We start from the raw sequence: 16,776 nt of genomic DNA on the forward strand, positions 1-16,776 counted from the left end.
TCCGCTACACCATACGATAGCCCGCAAACGATGCACGCGTCTCGCTGATCCAGCGCCGTGCTGTCGGCCCCAGATCGGTCGTCTCCGAGTAGATAAGGGAGGTGGTGCGCCGTGTCTCCTTCAAATCAGGCAAGTACAGCGCCGTTAGCCCATTATCCCGCAGCAGCTCGCTGCGCAAGTAGGATTTGGGCAGCAATGCGGAAGCCTTGCAGGTCGGCAGCAGGCGCACAATCGCCTCGAACGAGTCAATTTCCATACGGATATCTGGCATGATGCCGCTGCGCTGGAACAGGTCATCGGTCAGACTGCGGTACCAGGTTCCTTTGGAAAAAATAATCATTGGCAATCCTTGCAGGTCTTTCATCGAAGCGGTTCCCGTCTTCATCGTTAATTCATGTCCGATCGGAACGACTAGCTCCAAATGATCGTCAAACAGTGGAATGCAACGCAAGCCGGCCTCATGAATGGCAGACCCGACAATACCGGCGTCTGCTTTTTTGTCGCGTACAAAAGCGACGATTTCATGGGTTTTGCCTGTGAGCAGTTTCAGCTCGGTTTGGGGATGCTTGCTCATGAAAGCTTCAACAAGAGTAGGCAGTGTCGTTTGGAGTGTCGTCAGACTTGCACCAAGGGTGAGCATACTCTGAGCTTCATTTTTGTGCTGGGACAGCTTTTGTAAAAAACGAAGCTGGCGCTGGCGCTGCTCCAGTGCGAAGGTATATACAAATCGGCCTGTCGACGTAATTTCGAGTCGTTTGCCCCGTCGATCAAAGAGGTTTACGCCCAGATCCTCCTCCAGCTTGGCGATTTTGCGGGACAGGGCGGGCTGGGACAGATTAAGCAGCTTGGAGGCTTTATTCAGGCTGGATTGCTCGACAATGACGGCAAAAGCGTTCAAATCCTCAAACAAATCATCCACTTCCTCTCTATATGCAAAAAAGACATAACAATTAATACGTATATTGCAATTCCATTATAAGCCGAAAAGGAGTAACATGAAAGCGACACAAGATGTTCACACCTTTGTTTTCTCTTTTAAGGAACACCTTGTTGGACATTTCCTGTCGGAAACTGTCATATTATATGTTATATTACTATTGAAAACGCTATTATTGGGAGAAGGGAGCATTACCTAGATGAGAGGATTTTATTCCAGAAAGCTGCACTCGCTTCTTGGCGTCATCCCGCTGGCTCTGTTTTTTGTAGAGCATTTGGTGACCAACTTCACAGCGGTGGAGGGCGGCAAGGAAGGATTCAATCGCAGCGTGGCCTTCCTAAATGGTCTGCCGCTTGTTATTGTGCTTGAAACGTTATTTATTTACTTGCCATTGTTGTTCCATGGAATCTATGGTTTGTATATCGCTTACCAGGCTGATCCGAATGTCAAACGTTTTGGCTATTCGCGTAACTGGCGCTTTCTGTTTCAGCGCATTTCCGGTGTAATTACGTTCGTGTTCATTATCTGGCACGTATACGATACACGTTTTCAGGTGGCTCTGGGTAATGTAACACATGAGGAGCTAGGCGGCGTGATGCATGGCATTGTGACGAATCCAGTCTATTTTATCCTTTATTTAATCAGTGTCGTTTCGGCATCCTTTCACTTTGCTAACGGACTATGGGCATTTATGGTCAGTTGGGGAATTACGGTGGGACCACGTGCGCAAAAAGTATCTTCCTATATCTGCATGACCTTGTTCGTGGTTATATCCATCGGCTTCATCGCTTCCCTGTTGGCATTCCGCAGCGCGGAATTTCAGGAAACGGCAACCGCATGGGTACAATGCAACGCAATTCAACAGCTACTGTAAACGAGGTATTCAAACGATAAAATAAAATCCTGAAAAAAGGAGTGAGCAGAAATGGCAGCATCCAACATTATTGTCGTGGGCGGCGGTCTTGCGGGTCTAATGGCTACGATCAAGGCGGCAGAGGCAGGAGTTCACGTTCATTTATTTTCTTTGGTTCCGGTCAAAAGGTCCCACTCCGTTTGTGCTCAAGGCGGCATCAACGGCGCGGTGAATACGAAGGGTGAAGGCGACTCGCCCTGGATTCACTTTGACGATTCGGTCTATGGCGGCGACTTTCTGGCCAATCAGCCCCCGGTAAAAGCGATGTGCGAAGCGGCTCCGGGTATTATCCATCTCATGGACCGCATGGGTGTCATGTTTAACCGGACACCGGAAGGACTGCTGGATTTCCGCCGCTTCGGCGGTACGCAGCATCATCGGACAGCCTTTGCCGGAGCGACGACAGGGCAGCAGCTTCTGTACGCACTTGATGAGCAGGTACGACGCTGGGAATCCGAAGGTTTGGTGACCAAGTATGAAAACTGGGAGTTTTTACAGGCTGTACTGGATGATGAGAGTATCTGTCGCGGCATCTGTGCGCAGGATTTGCGCACGATGGAAGTGAAGACTTTTGCAGCGGATGCAGTTATTTTGGCATCGGGCGGACCTGGCATTATTTTCGGTAAAACCACGAATTCCGTGATTAATACCGGTACGGCTGCCGGGGCGGTATATCAGCAGGGCGTACGCTATGCCAACGGCGAGTTTATCCAGATTCATCCGACGGCTATTCCTGGGGATGACAAGCTGCGTCTGATGTCCGAGTCGGCACGGGGAGAGGGCGGCCGTATTTGGACGTACAAGGACGGCAAGCCGTGGTATTTCCTCGAAGAAAAGTATCCTGCTTATGGAAATCTGGTCCCTCGTGATATTGCGACACGTGAAATATTCAGTGTATGCGTCGATGATGGGCTCGGCATTAATGGCGAGAACATGGTGTACCTCGATCTGTCCCATAAGGACCCGAAAGAGCTGGACGTGAAGCTGGGCGGTATTATTGAAATTTATGAAAAATTCGTCGGTGACGATCCGCGTAAAATACCAATGAAAATCTTCCCGGCTGTGCATTATTCGATGGGCGGCATGTGGGTCGATTACAATCAGATGACGAATATTCCGGGGCTGTTTGCTGCCGGAGAATGTGAATTCCAGTATCACGGAGCGAACCGTTTGGGTGCAAACTCGCTGCTGTCAGCTATTTATGGCGGTATGGTGGCTGGACCGAAGGCTGTGGAATATATCAAAGGCTTGAAAAAATCCGCACAGGATATAGCTTCCTCCGTGTTCGATGCGGCGGTCAACCAGCAGGCGGAGAAGTATGAGCGTATTTTGCATATGGACGGGAAAGAAAATGCCTATGTCCTTCACAAAGAGCTGGGCGAGTGGATGACGAACAACATGACCGTGGTTCGTTATAATGACAAGCTGGAAGCTACGATCCACAAGATCAAGGAGCTGAAGGAGCGTTACTCCAACATTAACATCAATGATGCTTCGCGCTGGAACAATGCGGGTGCGGCGTTCACACGTCAGTTGTGGAATATGATGGAATTGGCTGAGGCCATGACCAAAGGGGCGCTGCTGCGTAACGAAAGCCGTGGAGCCCACTACAAACCGGACTTCCCGGACCGTAACGATGAGGATTTCCTGAAAACAACGATTGCGGACTGGACACCGGAAGGACCGCAAATCTCGTACGAAGCGGTGGACGTTTCGCTGATCAAGCCGCGTATTCGGGATTACTCCAAGAACAAGTAATTAAGGAAGATACAGAAGGGAGTGTATGAGATGTCGGAGCAAGCAGTGAAATCGGATAAAACCGTAAAGTTCGTTGTGACCCGTCAGGATGAACCTAATGCGAATCCATATACGGAAGAATTTGAGTTGGCTTATCGACCGGGGATGAATGTAATCAGTGCGTTGATGGAGATTCAGCGTAACCCGGTGGACAGTCATGGTAAAGAGACGGCCCCGGTATGCTGGGAGTCGAACTGTCTGGAGGAAGTGTGTGGAGCATGCTCCATGGTGATTAACGGCAAGCCGCGTCAGGCTTGTGCAGCGCTCGTCGATAAGCTGGAGCAACCGATTACCATTGCGCCGATGAGCACGTTCCCAGTTGTACGGGATTTGGTCATCGACCGCAGCCGGATGTTTAACGCGCTCAAGAAGGTCAAAGCGTGGATTCCGATTGACGGTACCTACGATCTGGGCCCCGGCCCCAGAATGGCAGAGAAGAAGCGTCAATGGGCGTATGAGCTGTCCAAGTGCATGACCTGCGGTGTCTGCCTGGAGGCTTGCCCGAATGTTAACGAGAAAACGACATTCATTGGACCTGCGGCGATATCTCAGGTTCGTCTGTTCAATAGTCATCCAACTGGGGAAATGAATCAGGAGGAGCGGCTGGATGCGTTGATGACGGACGACGGGCTGGAGGGCTGCGGTAACTCGCAAAACTGCGTACGTTCCTGCCCGAAGGGCATTCCGTTGACAACCTCCATTGCCGAAATGAACAAGCAAACGACCAAGCATATGTTCAAGCGCTGGTTGACCGTATAGCACTAGCCAGTGGGCGATTTAAAAACAGGCTTTTTCCCTGAACGGGAGAAAGCCTGTTTTTTTGTGCTCAGGACAGATAGGAGTTACCATGGAGGGAGGAGAGTGGGGCAGCAGTTATGGTATAATTATGGTATTGTGTATCGTTTTTGGAGAAAAGGAGGCTGGACAGGTGACTGTACAACCGATGACGCGTCGGCCCGTTACCGGGTCGGATGTGCTGAAAGGATTAAAGAAGCTGGGGGTTCAAAAAGGCATGACGTTGCTTGTGCACTCGTCGATGCGCAGCTTTGGCAGTTTTGTTCCGGGCGGGGCCTCTGCGATTCTTTTGGCATTAACCGATGCGATTGGCCCGGAAGGAACGCTGGTCACGCCGACGCAGTCCCATGATCTGACCGATCCGTCGACATGGATGAACCCGCCTCTGGGTGAGTCATGGTGGGAACTTGTACGCGAGGAAATGCCCGCCTATGATCCGGCCTGGACGCTGACCGGAGGGATGGGTATTATTGTGGAAACGTTTCGTGGCCTGCCGGGAACACTGCGCAGCGGACACCCGCATGTTTCGTTTGCGGCCCGTGGACCTGCAGCCTCACACTTGCTGGAAGGGCATGAGCTTGATTTCGGGCTGGGTGAACAATCGCCACTGGCGAAGCTATATGAGACAGACGCCTATGTGCTGTTGCTGGGCTGTGGACATGAGAGCAACACGTCCTTTCATTTGGCGGAATACCGTATTACGTACAATGGACGTGAAGAAACGACCCATCAGGCCCCGATGATGGTGAACGGGGAGAGGGCATGGGTATCTTTTCAGAATTTTAATATATCCTCGGATGATTTTGACAAGCTGGGGCTTGATTTTGAGCGGGATCGTCCCACAGCCTTTACGCGGGTGAACATCGGGGATGCATCGTGTTTTTTAGCGAGGCAGCGTGATTTGGTAGACTACGCAGAACGATGGTTAGCCACCAACCGCTAGAGGGCTAAAAGTATGAGATATTTGAATCATGAGATATCTGAACTGTACAATAGTTGAATAGATAGCAAGGGGGCACGCATATGGAGAAGACGCCGCAAACCCGCCGCGAGAGTCAGGATGCCCCACACGATGAGGCCGCTATCCCTCCCGGTTCTTCGCGGCGTTCCATTTCAAATGAGCCAGCCAATCCTTCGCGCCGCCGTTTTTTGAAAAAAGCCGCTTTAGCGACAGCCGGAACCGCGCTTTTAACCGGAGGGTACGCTTCCTTATGGGAGCCTAATCATTTGGAGATTACACGTTTTACGCTATCTTTGCCCCGTCTGCCGTCGGCTTTTGACGGTATCAGAGTCGTACATTTTAGTGATGTACACTTGGGCTTTCACATGGATGAGCAGGACCTGCGGGAGCTTGCCGACCGGATTGCAGGACTGGAACCGGATTTGCTTTGTTTTACAGGTGATATTGTAGATGATTATGCCGTATCTATGAAAGCCGCTGTTCCGGTCATGGCTTCGATGCATGCCACACTCGGTAAATTCGCCATTCTCGGCAATCACGATTATAGAGGTTTACCAGCCGGGGTACAGGAGCTATATCCAAAAACCGGGTTTACGTTGCTGAGAAATGAACACGCGATTGTAGAGCGAGCCGGGCAGCGTGTGGCGATTGTTGGGTTAGAGGATGACATTATGGGCAAGCCCAATCCGCGGCGTGCCATACACGGACTGTCTGATGAAATGTGCAAGCTGCTGCTTATGCATGAGCCGGATTATGCGGATGTGGCGGCGCGAATGTCCTTTGATCTTCAACTGTCGGGACATACACATGGAGGACAGGTGCGCTTGCCTGTCATTGGAGCGCCGATGCCGCCTCCGGGTGGACGCAAGTACATTCAGGGATTATTTCATGTGGGGAGCGACAGGATGCCGCTGTATGTCAGCAGGGGCATTGGCATGACCCATCTGCCGATTCGTGTGCTATGCAGGCCAGAGCTGAGTGTCATTACACTGAAATCCGGTCAATAGGCTATTATATATTTACTTTCATCAGTATGGGCTTGTAACTACATAAAAAGGGTTTAGTGTAATGTGTAGCTGTTTCGGACAAAGGAGTGATATTCAGATGGATCGTATTGCTGTCATTTCAGATATACATGGCAATTGGCCTGCCTGCGAGGCGGTGCTGGAGGATATTGCTTCCCGAGGAATTAGTCGTGTGTTTTGTTTGGGGGATCTGATCGGCAAAGGGCCTAGCCCTTGCGAGGTTCTGGAGGCTGTCCGTCAACGTTGCGAGGTGGTCGTGCGGGGCAATTGGGATGAGCTGGTTAGCATTACGGATGATCTCAATTTTAGCTGGCAAGCCGAGCGCTTGGGCACAGAACGGCTACAATATTTGGCACAGTTGCCGTTTCATTATGATTTCAGGATGAGCGGACGCCGTATCCGGCTTTTGCATGCTTCGCCGCAAAGTGTATATCATCGCGTGCAGCCATGGGATGAACCGGAGAAAAGACTCGCCATGTTCGACCCGTTGGCTGAGGAAAATGGCAAAGCCGCTTTTGCCCCGGATGTTGTAGGGTATGGAGATGTGCATAATGCCTTTATTCAGCATTTCCAGGGCAAGACGCTTTTTAATGTCGGCAGTGTGGGGAATCCGCTGGATGTAACGCAGGCTTCTTACTGCATTTTGGAGGGAAACCTGGGAGAAGATACGCCTGCACCTTTTTCCATTCAATTTGTACGTGTGCCTTACGATATAGAACTGGCGGTAAAACAGGCAGAGGAAGCCGGCGTACCTTCTTTGCCGTATTATATCCGTGAGCTGCGCACAGGCATTTACCGGGGAATTCAGGACCTGGATTGATTGTGCAACCTATTCGCTGCAAAAAGCCAATCCATCCGCAGGAGGGATCATTGTGCTGACCAGAGAAATGCTTCGTTCAGGGCTGCCGGAGCTTTATACTAACCGTGTCCGGTTGCGCCAGCTACAAGCGGGGGATTACCCCGCGCTGGAACGGATGCTGTCCGATCCATTGGTTATCCGGTATGTGAACCGGATTCGCAAGCCAGTCGATGCGCGGATGCGGCGTCTGGTAGCGCAAATCAGAGTAGCTGCGGATTCTCTGGATTCCCTGCATTTTGCGGTGGAATGGCATGGGGGAAATACAGCAGCAAACAACGAACCCGGCCAACTCAACGAACTCCATGAACCTAATGAACGCAGCCACTCGCCGCTGCTGGGTATCGCTTCTTTTCAGCAATGGAATGAAAAAGCGGGTGAGGCGCAGCTAGGCTATATTTTGGACCGTCCTTTCTGGGGACAGGGGCTGGCTACAGAGGTCGTGGAGGAAATGCTGAGATTTGGTTTTGGTGCTTTAAAGCTCAAGCGGATCGAAGGCCGTTGCCAAGAGGATAATCAGGCTTCCGTGCGTGTGCTGATCAAAAATAAGATGCGCCTGCTGCGCACAATCAGTGCCTATGATCATTCAGGAGAAGTGCCGAGTGTATTGGTGTTCTCGATTACCCAAGGGGATTATGCGTAGAAACGGTAGTGGAATATTTTGTTACAGAGATGAAATATAACTGCAAAACAACTCTAACACAGGACGGGTACAATACAGACATGACCCCCTTTTGAATAATATATGTTGCTGGGACCCGATGATTCGGGTCCTCTTTTTTTGTCTTGTTTTTATTGTAGCTACGTGCGATTTACAAGTTACTTTTATGATTCATAGGTACGGTTCAGGTCGTTTATCAGCTCAGGAAGCCATTCGGTCAGGGAAAGAAAGGAGTACCCCACTGATCGGGCTTTAGTTGTATCCATGTACCACGATTGTGTAATACCAAATGGAGACATATGCTCGTCGGCTGTTTTTTCTTGAATCACGGCCTGTTTTCCAGTTAACTGTTCAATGGTGGAAATGAGTTCTCCAATCTTCACAGTACCGTCCGAGCAAGCATTTACGGGTCCTGTCAAATGAGATTGACCAAGCCAAAGCAGAAAATCTGCGGCTTCGTCAGAACGGATAAACGAGATGTGCGCTGCCGGATTCGGTATGCCGATTTTTATTCCATCACGAACATGCTCAATATGAAAATGAAGTCTTCTCGTATAATCATCTGTTCCTAATACAATCGGAAAACGAACAGCGGCAACCGGGAACGTAGCTTGTTGCATGAAAACCGCTTCTGCCTGCCGTTTAGCCCCCTGATATGTAAAATCGTCCTTGCCGCCTTTGCGAACCAGGTAAGCCTGGGGGTCGAAGACACTCTCGGTCAGCACTTCCGGACTTGGATCGTAGACGGATAAGCTGGAGGTCAGAATATACCGTTTGGCTTTAGCATCAAAAATGCGGCACGCTTCTCTGGCTTCATCTGGAGAAAAGCAAATATTATCGTAGACAACATCCCAAACCTGTTCACCTACCGCCTCAGCCAGCGCTTCCGCATCGTTACGATCTGCAATAATCCGTTGGACACGGTCACCGAACGAATCGCTTGTTTGACCTCGTGTAAGGATCGTAACGTTGTTCTCAGAGTCCTCCAGCAGACGTTCCACCAGCCTTTTGCCAAAAAATCGCGTTCCACCTAATACAAGTATCTTTCTCATTCATGAATCACTCCTTATGGACTTGTTTTCATTATATTAAGGTAGACGAAAACAAGGATGCAAAGGATACGATGCGATAAATAGATAAGTACATACTACTTACAAAAAAATGCTTAATATCACTTAACAAATCGTGCAATAATGCTTATAATTGATTTATGGAGGTGATGCTTATTTATCAAGAAGAAAGGTTAGTGAAAATTCTTGAGAGGCTTCAGGAAGAAAAGATGATTTCGAATCAGGAGATATGCGATATGCTCGGTATTTCCAGAGACACTGCCCGGCGGGATTTCATTAAATTAGTGGATGAAGGTGCTGCGATACGAACCCATGGAGGTATTGCTTTACCTCAGTTTAAAGACAAAATAAAAGCATATAAGGAAAGAGTCCATGCTTCTTCTGAAGATAAATATAAAATTGGAAAAATAGCTGCCTCTTATATCAACAAAGGTGACCTTTGTTTTCTGGACGTCTCAACGACAGTGAAATTTCTTTGTGATCATCTCAATACAAGCTCTACAGTTTATACTCATTCCCTTGATAATGCAGAAGCACTATCTAACAACAATGAGGTCGATATATGCCTGCTGGGTGGAAAGTTTAATCCTGAAAATCGCTTTTTTTTCGATGTTAATGTGGCATCTCAGTTAAATGATATTTACTTTGATAAAGTTTTTCTTGGTGCAGCTGGTATTTTAAAGGATGGCATCTATTTTTCGAATTTTGAAGATGCGGTCATCAAAGATTTAGTAGCAAAACGATCAAAAGAGGTTATTCTGTTGGCGGATTCACGGAAATTCAATCAAATCAGCTCCTATAAGGGTGTTAATTTTAGTGATATTGACATGATCATTACAAATGAAAAGCCACCAGATAGCTTTAGAAGGAATTTTGAGGAAAATAACATTGAGATCAGACTTATTAATGAAGGGAAGGCAGTTAAAGATTACTTCGAGGGGGGCAAATATGACAAAGATAAAAGCAGTTTTCAGTGACATAGACGGGACTTTAATTAATTCAAATCATGTGATAACCGAGAAAACAAAGCTTGCAGTCCAAAAAGCAACAAACCTGGGTGTACCATTTGTCCTTGTTTCTGCTAGAATGCCAAGTGGAATCTTGCCACTCCAAAAAGAATTGGAAATCGATTCACCCATTATTTGCTACAGTGGTTCTCTGGTAATAGACTGTAGGAGTAATACCACTATTTTCAGCAAAGGCTTGCCTCAAGAGAATGTTATTGGCATTTATGAGGCTGTAAAAAGCAAATTCTCAAACATTCATATTAACATCTACAGCCATGATCAATGGATTGTTGAAAATCCACAAAACGAATGGATTGTTCAAGAGCAAAATATCACAGGGGCTCAGCCTACTCAGGCGAACCTTAAAACCTTCATAAACACAAACCCTGAAATGCATAAAATTCTCTGTATGGGTCCGTCTGAAGAAATCGAAGAGCTTGAAGAAGTATTAAAGAAAGACAACGCCGTTCTAACCATCTACAAATCAAAAGACACTTATCTGGAAATTATGTCTGGAGATGCATCTAAATCTAAAGCAATTCAGCAGATAATCAGCCGTTATGGTTTTAAAAAGGAAGAAATCATGGCAATCGGTGACAATTTCAATGATATTGATATGCTGAAATTCGCTGGGCTGGGCATCGCAATGGGGAATGCGCCTGACGAAGTTAAAAAGTATGCGAACCAAGTGACCTCCAGCAATGATGAAGAAGGATTAAGTTTGAGTTTAGAAGAGAACGTCATCAGCTAAAGGCGTTCGCCTTTGCAATGGGATTCTACCCTTTAAAGGGCTTATACCATCCTGAGAATCCCGTTGCAACAGCGATCGTAAGATCAAATCATTCGCGTAGTGGTGGATCACCAACGAAGTCTGTCCAATTACTCCCCGAGCAGCTTCAAAAAGTTGGCTGGCACCGAAAATTGCTGATTATTAATGGTAATCTTCCGAATCTCTTCAATAGAGTCGTCTTCCCCTTGGGCGTCTTTAATCTCTTTAATTTCTCGGTGGAGACGTTCCATTTGGAGGTCAAGCGCATTGGCTGAATCTGCCGCATTTTTTAATTCGCGTGTCAGGCTTTCAGGTACGGACTGGTTGTATTTATAAAAGATTTTATGCTCCAAACTGGCCCAGAAATCCATCGCAATGGTCCGAATTTGTACCTCCACGCAGACCAACTCCTGACAGTCGGACATGAATACAGGAACCTGGATCAGCAAATGCAGACTTTGGTAGCCGTTTGGTTTGGGATTTTTGATGTAGTCCTTGACCTCCAGCACCTTCAAATCACTTTGTCTCTGTAACATGTCACTTACATCATAAATGTCCGAAATAAAAGAGCAGGTAATGCGTAGTCCCGCAATATCCTTAATGTGATCCTTGACGGCAGCAAGGGAAAGCTCGCTATTTTTACGAAACATTTTGTTCATGATGCTCTCAGGGGATTTGAGGCGCGATTTGGTATGCTCAATAGGGCTATAATCGTGCAGCGCCTGAAATTCCTGCTTTAGTATTTCAATCTTGGTTTCCATCTCGTCGAGCGCAAATTTATAGATCAGCATAAAACGCGTGATATCGTGCTTTAGCTTTTTGATCTTGTCCATCGGGTCTTCCGGATACATATGTAATTCTCCTCACACATAGATGTCGTTTATTTAAAATAATGGAGCCGTACGGTTTAAGGTGGTTGGCAGCGGAGCGGCAAATCCCACCCTAAACAAATTTTAAAGCGGTACTGGAATTTTACGTTTTTGTTTAAAATAAACCCATTCGCGGAAGCCAATATCCTTCAGCATCGCCTTCACTTCGTCCCAATCATCGCCTACCCGAGCAGGTTTATGGGCATCTGAACCAAAAGTGACCTCTACACCAAAATGATGCGCTCTTTCTAAAATAGAAACGGACGGGTACCATCCGCCGCTGAGCTTGGTTTTACCTGAAGTGTTAATTTCAATCGCTACACCGGATTCTGCAATCACTTTCAAGGTTTCATCAATCGCTTCATCGGCAGGAATATCTGAGAAAGCCGGGAAATTCCCCTTCATCGCGTCGATATGACCCAAAATCTGAAACATACCGCTCCGCGCAGATTCCTGAATGAGCGCATAGTAAGCTTGTTTGACCTCGATTTTGCGTGCATCACTTACGTCATTCCAACGACTGCGATTAAAAATGCTGTCTCCCTCAACGTTGTGGATCGACCCAATGAGGTAGTCGAACGGATAAGGGGCCAGGGTGGAACGGTACAGTTCTGCAAAATCAGGAAAATAATCTGTTTCCAATCCGAGCAGCACGTCAATACGGCCTTCGTATTCCTTCTGTAGCTGCTGTACCTCTTCTACGTACTCGGCAAGCTGTGATTTCGCCATATAAATTTTCGGAAAAGCCTGATCCTGCTCACTGCATAAAAAGGGGGAGTGGTCTGAAATACCAATTGCCTGTAAACCGGACTGAATACCTGCTTCGATATAGTCCCGAATATTGCCGTCTGCATGACCGCAGCGGAAATGATGGGTGTGCAGATCAAATTTCATAGGATGTCGTCCTCTCGTATTTAAGGTTTGTATTTCGTATGGTGTTCCTAGCGGAGTGCGCTATTCAGAACTGATAAAATTGGTTTCCGGCATACCCTTTAGATCGCTTAGAAACTGCTGCATAGCGGAGTTCAGATATCGGCCGGATTTATAAATGACTCCCACCGGATGGCTAACCTCCAGCTCGGTAATCTGGATCATTTTCAATGTACCCGCACGTAGCTCGGGAGTGACCGACAGCCTGGATATAATGGCAGCGCCCAGATTGATCTCGACCATCCGTTTGACTTCCTCGCTGCTGGACAATTCGATCACGACATGAGGCACAATTTGGTGTTTTTTAAATACATCGTCCACGAATTTTCGTCCTACCGTATCGGGTGAGAGCAGAATAAGTGGAATTTCCCGAAGGGCTTCAATGGTAGCATGCGGTTGGGAGGCCAGCGGATGAGTGGGCGATACGACAAGCTCAAAGGAATCGTAATACAAAATCGAAGTGCTCAAATTTGGATTACGTTCGATCAAGTAACCGATGCCAACATCAATAAGCCCGTTTTCCACCTGTTGATAAATCATGGAGGAAGCCATGGATTGAATAGAGGTTTTGATGAGCGGGAATTGATCCTGAAAGTAGGAAAGTACACGCGGTAAAATTTGAATGGCGATAGACGTCGTAGTGCCCAGCGCAATATGACCCTGCGGCGTTTCGTTCAGATCGTACAATTTTTGCCGCAGTTCCTCGACAACACTCAAGATCCGCTCTGCATGTTCCAAAAAAACAGCCCCTCGGTCGGTCAGGGTGACGGGTTGGTTGCGGTCGATCAGAATGGTCTTGAACTCGTCCTCCAGACTTTTGATTTGGGCGGATACCGCCGGCTGCGTCAAATTGAGAAGTTCTCCGGCTTTGCGGAAGCTCATCGTTTTGGAAATCATGATAAGTGTTTCAAGTTGACTGATGTTCATGAAGTTCCTCCTCTCTTTTCTTAATTCTGTCGCAGCAGTACAGCCTGAGGATTTTTCACAAATCCACATGTGCATATGTAAAACCATCGTTATGCTTATTTCATTAAATTATAGGTTATTCGAGCGGGAAGGGCAATGAATCGAAGCAGAACACCGTGAAGTATGGTATATTGGAAAATAAAGACTAAAGTCCTGCTATACATCAAAAGTAACCCATTTGAATTCGATGGAAAGTGATGGAATAGGACATTATTCACATTTTTTGTGATTCGGCTATAAAAAATTGCTAGATAGCTGTCGATAAGTGATAGAGAGAGTATTTTACTGAAGGTTGATTCGTTATGCATCATTTTGAAAAATAAAATTCTAATTAAAATGGGACTTTTGTTGTGTGTCTAAAAGCCCATCGTAAAGGGGCGCAATGATCGTGAAGGCAGAAGTGATAAATCCTTTTTTGGAGTCGGCGCGGCGGGTCATTGAACAATTGATTCAAATCTCTCCCTCACCCGGCGATCTTGGTGTGAAAAATGTCGAGCTGGTAGACGACCATATTTGGATTATGATCGGGATGACCGGACAGCTTAGCGGAAATATTGTGTTCGGCCTGAATGAACAGGTAGCGTTGCGTATGGTTTCGGCGATGATGGGCGGATTCGTTTTGACTGAAATTGATGAGATGGGCAAAAGCGCCATTTCGGAATTGGGCAATATGATCAGCGGTAATGCCAGCACGATTTTGTCCAATCAGGGGATTGTAGTCGACATTACGCCTCCGCAGGTCATGAAGTCGGAAAACTTGACCTCCTTCGTACCTCAGCGTGCCCTTTATATTCCGCTCACAGTGGAAGGGATTGGCGAGCTGGATATTCAGGTGATGATCTCTTAATATTAAAGAAGCAGGTTTCTTTAATATGGAGGGATGACCATGAGTACATTGCAAAACAAGGTGGTTGTCATTACAGGGGCATCCAGTGGAATTGGCGCCCTTTGCGCACGGTTGCTGAGCGAAAAGGGCGCGATTCCTATTTTGACAGCGCGTTCGCAGGAACGGTTGGAGCAAGTGTCGGCGGGAATTAGCGGCAGGCATGAGCTGATCCCTCTGGATGTCACTCGTCAGGAGCAGGTAGAGGCCGTGGCTGCCCGTGTGCTGGAGCAGTACGGACGGGTCGATATCTTGCTCAACAACGCAGGTTACGGGAAGTTTGAGTATTTTCATGAGACAGACCTGACAGAGTTTGAACAAATGATGGATGTGAACTATATGGGCGCTGTCCGTTGTATCAAGGCATTTCTGCCGCAAATGACGGCAAGAGGTACAGGTCAGATCGTCAATGTGGCATCCATGGCTGGCAAAATCGGGACAGCCAAATCGTCCTCCTACACAGCAACGAAGCATGCGCTGCTAGGGTTCAGCAATGCGCTTCGGCAGGAGCTGCGCGGGAGCGGAGTTACGGTAACGACGATTAATCCCGGACCGATCGACACACCTTTTTTTGACCTCGCTGATCCTTCGGGCGGATATGTCCGTAATGTAGGCTGGTTTATGCTAAAGGCGGACAAGGTGGCACAGCACATCGTGAGAGCGATGGAGCTTCGCAAGGAGGAGGTTAATCTGCCACGGTGGATATCTCCTTTTCTCAAGCTGTATCAGCTTGCTCCCAGACTGACTGACAGACTGGGCCATGGCGTGATGAACAAAAAATAAAGGATGTCCCGCAAACCATGTGATGGTGGAGGGACGTCTTTTTTTTGTTATTTCGTAGCAAAGGAGGGCGGGACTAAATATCTGCATTTGGTTGCAGGGCTGTTTTCGCATATAATGGAGAGTAACGAATTTACGTATAGGGGTTGGACCTTTTCATGACATTGAATTTTGAATCGCTCGGCATTGAACAAGATCTGTTGACCAAGCTGGCTGAGCATGAGATTACGCAGCCTTCGCCGGTTCAGGCGCAGGCTATACCAGAAATGATGAAGGGCAGGCATGTATTGGCTCGTTCGCAGACCGGCACAGGGAAGACGCTGGCTTATTTGCTGCCATTACTACAAGCCATTGATCCACAGAAAAAGGCTACACAAAAGCTGATCCTGGCTCCCAGTCAGGAGCTGGCGATGCAAATTGTACGCGAAGGTCAGCGTTATGGGGAGCATCGCGGCATCCGTGTGCTCGGCCTGATCGGTGGAGCGGCAGTCAAGCGCCAGATCGAGAAGCTGAAGGACCATCCGCAGCTTGTGGTCGGGACACCGGGACGTGTACGGGAACTCATCGCTTCCAAGAAGCTGAAAATGCACAACATTACAACCATCGTCATCGACGAGGTGGATCAGATGTTCCAGCTCGGCGGAGCAGGCGATGTCACGAACATCCTGGGCACCGCCCAGCGTGACCGTCAGTTAGTATTTTTGTCCGCAACGCTGAACGACGAAATTCAAGCGCTGGCCAAGCGGGAAATGAAGGATTACGTGGAAATCGGGATTGATCCCGACCAGAAGACGGCCAGCGGTCTGGAGCACTATTACTTTGTATCCGAAGAACGGGATAAGGTGGACATGCTGCGCCGACTGGTGCGTCATTTTAATCCGAGAAAAGCGCTGGTGTTCGTCAATACCACCAATGCTATCGGGGAGATTGAGGCCAAGCTCAAGCATATGGGACTGACTACAGCATCCCTGTACGGTGATGCGGACAAAATTACACGTACCAACGTGCTGGCCCAGTTTCGTGCAGACAAGCTCAAGGTGCTGATTGCTTCCGATGTGGCAGCCCGTGGTCTGGATATTGAGGGACTGGAAATGGTGATCCATTTTGATCCGGCTACGGACAGTCAGGCTTATGTTCACCGTGCGGGACGGACCGGACGAATGGGGCGCAAAGGATTGGTTGCGTCGGTTGTTACCGACCGCGAAACATTCATCATGCGTAAGTTTTCCCGTGAACTGGGCATCGACATTGCAGAGCGTGCGTTGCACGGAGGGCGGGTTGTCGTGCCGCGTCCGGTGGATGCCAAGCGTGCGCCTGTAAGGCCATCCGAAGCCAGACCCACTTCTGACGGAGCAGCCTCGGAAAGCCGCAAGGCACCTGCACGCGGTGAGAACGGTCGTCCTGGCAGAACTACGGCAAATGGCTCGGCTCCAGGTAAGGGCAAAGGAGCAGCTTTGTCCAAAGCTGGGAAAGCGCAGCGCGAGCGTGATCGTAAAAACAAGGGAGCACCAAGATGGCTGAAGGAAAAAGGGTCAAAACCGAACGGATAAGTGAGAA

The 16,776-nt window shown here is 48.2% G+C and carries 17 protein-coding genes; 12 read left to right on the forward strand and 5 right to left on the reverse strand.

What is annotated here, in order from left to right:
* Positions 1 to 4: 4 nt before the first annotated feature.
* Positions 5 to 910, reverse strand: coding sequence for a LysR family transcriptional regulator (locus tag E0698_RS03770; protein ID WP_025685430.1), 906 nt, complete (start codon positions 908 to 910; stop codon positions 5 to 7).
* 226 nt (positions 911 to 1,136) lie between these two features.
* On the opposite strand from E0698_RS03770, the gene E0698_RS03775 reads away from it, so the two are divergent.
* The 7 genes from E0698_RS03775 (at position 1,137) to E0698_RS03805 (ending at position 7,927) form a co-directional block, all read left to right on the forward strand.
* The gene (locus E0698_RS03775; protein ID WP_134912875.1) at positions 1,137 to 1,811 is read left to right on the forward strand and encodes a succinate dehydrogenase cytochrome b558 subunit; all 675 of its coding nucleotides are present in this window, start codon (positions 1,137 to 1,139) and stop codon (positions 1,809 to 1,811) included.
* Between the two features lie 51 nt (positions 1,812 to 1,862).
* Entirely contained in the window at positions 1,863 to 3,608 is a 1,746-nt protein-coding gene (gene sdhA / locus E0698_RS03780) for a succinate dehydrogenase flavoprotein subunit (protein ID WP_149094687.1), read from the forward strand.
* A gap of 30 nt (positions 3,609 to 3,638) precedes the next feature.
* Entirely contained in the window at positions 3,639 to 4,406 is a 768-nt protein-coding gene (sdhB, locus tag E0698_RS03785) for a succinate dehydrogenase iron-sulfur subunit (RefSeq protein ID WP_014277823.1), read from the forward strand.
* 169 nt (positions 4,407 to 4,575) lie between these two features.
* A complete protein-coding gene (locus tag E0698_RS03790) occupies positions 4,576 to 5,385 on the forward strand; it encodes an AAC(3) family N-acetyltransferase (protein WP_192510655.1) in 810 nt (269 codons plus the stop codon).
* 80 nt (positions 5,386 to 5,465) lie between these two features.
* On the forward strand, positions 5,466 to 6,410 hold the full coding sequence (locus E0698_RS03795) for a metallophosphoesterase (protein WP_192510656.1): 945 nt from the start codon (positions 5,466 to 5,468) through the stop codon (positions 6,408 to 6,410).
* A gap of 97 nt (positions 6,411 to 6,507) precedes the next feature.
* The gene (locus E0698_RS03800) at positions 6,508 to 7,248 is read left to right on the forward strand and encodes a metallophosphoesterase family protein (protein WP_192510657.1); all 741 of its coding nucleotides are present in this window, start codon (positions 6,508 to 6,510) and stop codon (positions 7,246 to 7,248) included.
* A 52-nt stretch (positions 7,249 to 7,300) separates the two neighbouring features.
* The gene (locus E0698_RS03805; RefSeq protein ID WP_192510658.1) at positions 7,301 to 7,927 is read left to right on the forward strand and encodes a GNAT family N-acetyltransferase; all 627 of its coding nucleotides are present in this window, start codon (positions 7,301 to 7,303) and stop codon (positions 7,925 to 7,927) included.
* Between the two features lie 182 nt (positions 7,928 to 8,109).
* Here the strand turns inward: E0698_RS03805 and E0698_RS03810 are convergent, their stop codons facing one another.
* Positions 8,110 to 8,997 carry an NAD(P)H-binding protein gene (locus E0698_RS03810; RefSeq protein ID WP_192510659.1) on the reverse strand — a complete coding sequence of 296 codons (888 nt, stop codon included), beginning with the start codon at positions 8,995 to 8,997 and terminating at the stop codon, positions 8,110 to 8,112.
* A gap of 158 nt (positions 8,998 to 9,155) precedes the next feature.
* On the opposite strand from E0698_RS03810, the gene E0698_RS03815 reads away from it, so the two are divergent.
* A complete protein-coding gene (locus tag E0698_RS03815; protein ID WP_202894745.1) occupies positions 9,156 to 9,992 on the forward strand; it encodes a DeoR/GlpR family DNA-binding transcription regulator in 837 nt (278 codons plus the stop codon).
* Positions 9,964 to 10,773, forward strand: a complete 810-nt coding sequence (locus E0698_RS03820; RefSeq protein WP_192510660.1) for a Cof-type HAD-IIB family hydrolase — start codon at positions 9,964 to 9,966, stop codon at positions 10,771 to 10,773. The genes E0698_RS03815 and E0698_RS03820 overlap by 29 nt, the downstream gene beginning before the upstream one ends.
* 128 nt (positions 10,774 to 10,901) lie before the next feature.
* Here E0698_RS03820 and E0698_RS03825 read toward each other — a convergent pair whose 3' ends face one another.
* From E0698_RS03825 to E0698_RS03835, 3 genes are all read right to left on the reverse strand, one after another.
* Complete coding sequence (locus tag E0698_RS03825; protein ID WP_149094694.1) at positions 10,902 to 11,642, reverse strand: GTP pyrophosphokinase; 741 nt, start codon at positions 11,640 to 11,642, stop codon at positions 10,902 to 10,904.
* A 102-nt stretch (positions 11,643 to 11,744) separates the two neighbouring features.
* Entirely contained in the window at positions 11,745 to 12,554 is an 810-nt protein-coding gene (locus tag E0698_RS03830) for a histidinol-phosphatase (protein ID WP_192510661.1), read from the reverse strand.
* 60 nt (positions 12,555 to 12,614) lie between these two features.
* Positions 12,615 to 13,517, reverse strand: a complete 903-nt coding sequence (locus E0698_RS03835) for a LysR family transcriptional regulator (protein WP_014277800.1) — start codon at positions 13,515 to 13,517, stop codon at positions 12,615 to 12,617.
* Positions 13,518 to 13,944: 427 nt separating this feature from the next.
* Here E0698_RS03835 and E0698_RS03840 point away from each other — a divergent pair, with 427 nt between their 5' ends.
* From E0698_RS03840 to E0698_RS03850, 3 genes are all read left to right on the forward strand, one after another.
* Positions 13,945 to 14,403 (forward strand): chemotaxis protein CheX, encoded by a 459-nt coding sequence (locus E0698_RS03840; RefSeq protein ID WP_192510662.1) that lies wholly within the window; start codon positions 13,945 to 13,947, stop codon positions 14,401 to 14,403.
* A 39-nt stretch (positions 14,404 to 14,442) separates the two neighbouring features.
* Positions 14,443 to 15,222 carry an SDR family NAD(P)-dependent oxidoreductase gene (locus E0698_RS03845; protein WP_192510663.1) on the forward strand — a complete coding sequence of 260 codons (780 nt, stop codon included), beginning with the start codon at positions 14,443 to 14,445 and terminating at the stop codon, positions 15,220 to 15,222.
* 155 nt (positions 15,223 to 15,377) lie between these two features.
* Entirely contained in the window at positions 15,378 to 16,769 is a 1,392-nt protein-coding gene (locus tag E0698_RS03850; RefSeq protein ID WP_149094698.1) for a DEAD/DEAH box helicase, read from the forward strand.
* Positions 16,770 to 16,776: the final 7 nt, after the last annotated feature.

Origin of the sequence: Paenibacillus sp. 23TSA30-6 (assembly GCF_014858585.1) — a bacterium.
Taxonomy (GTDB): domain Bacteria; phylum Bacillota; class Bacilli; order Paenibacillales; family Paenibacillaceae; genus Paenibacillus.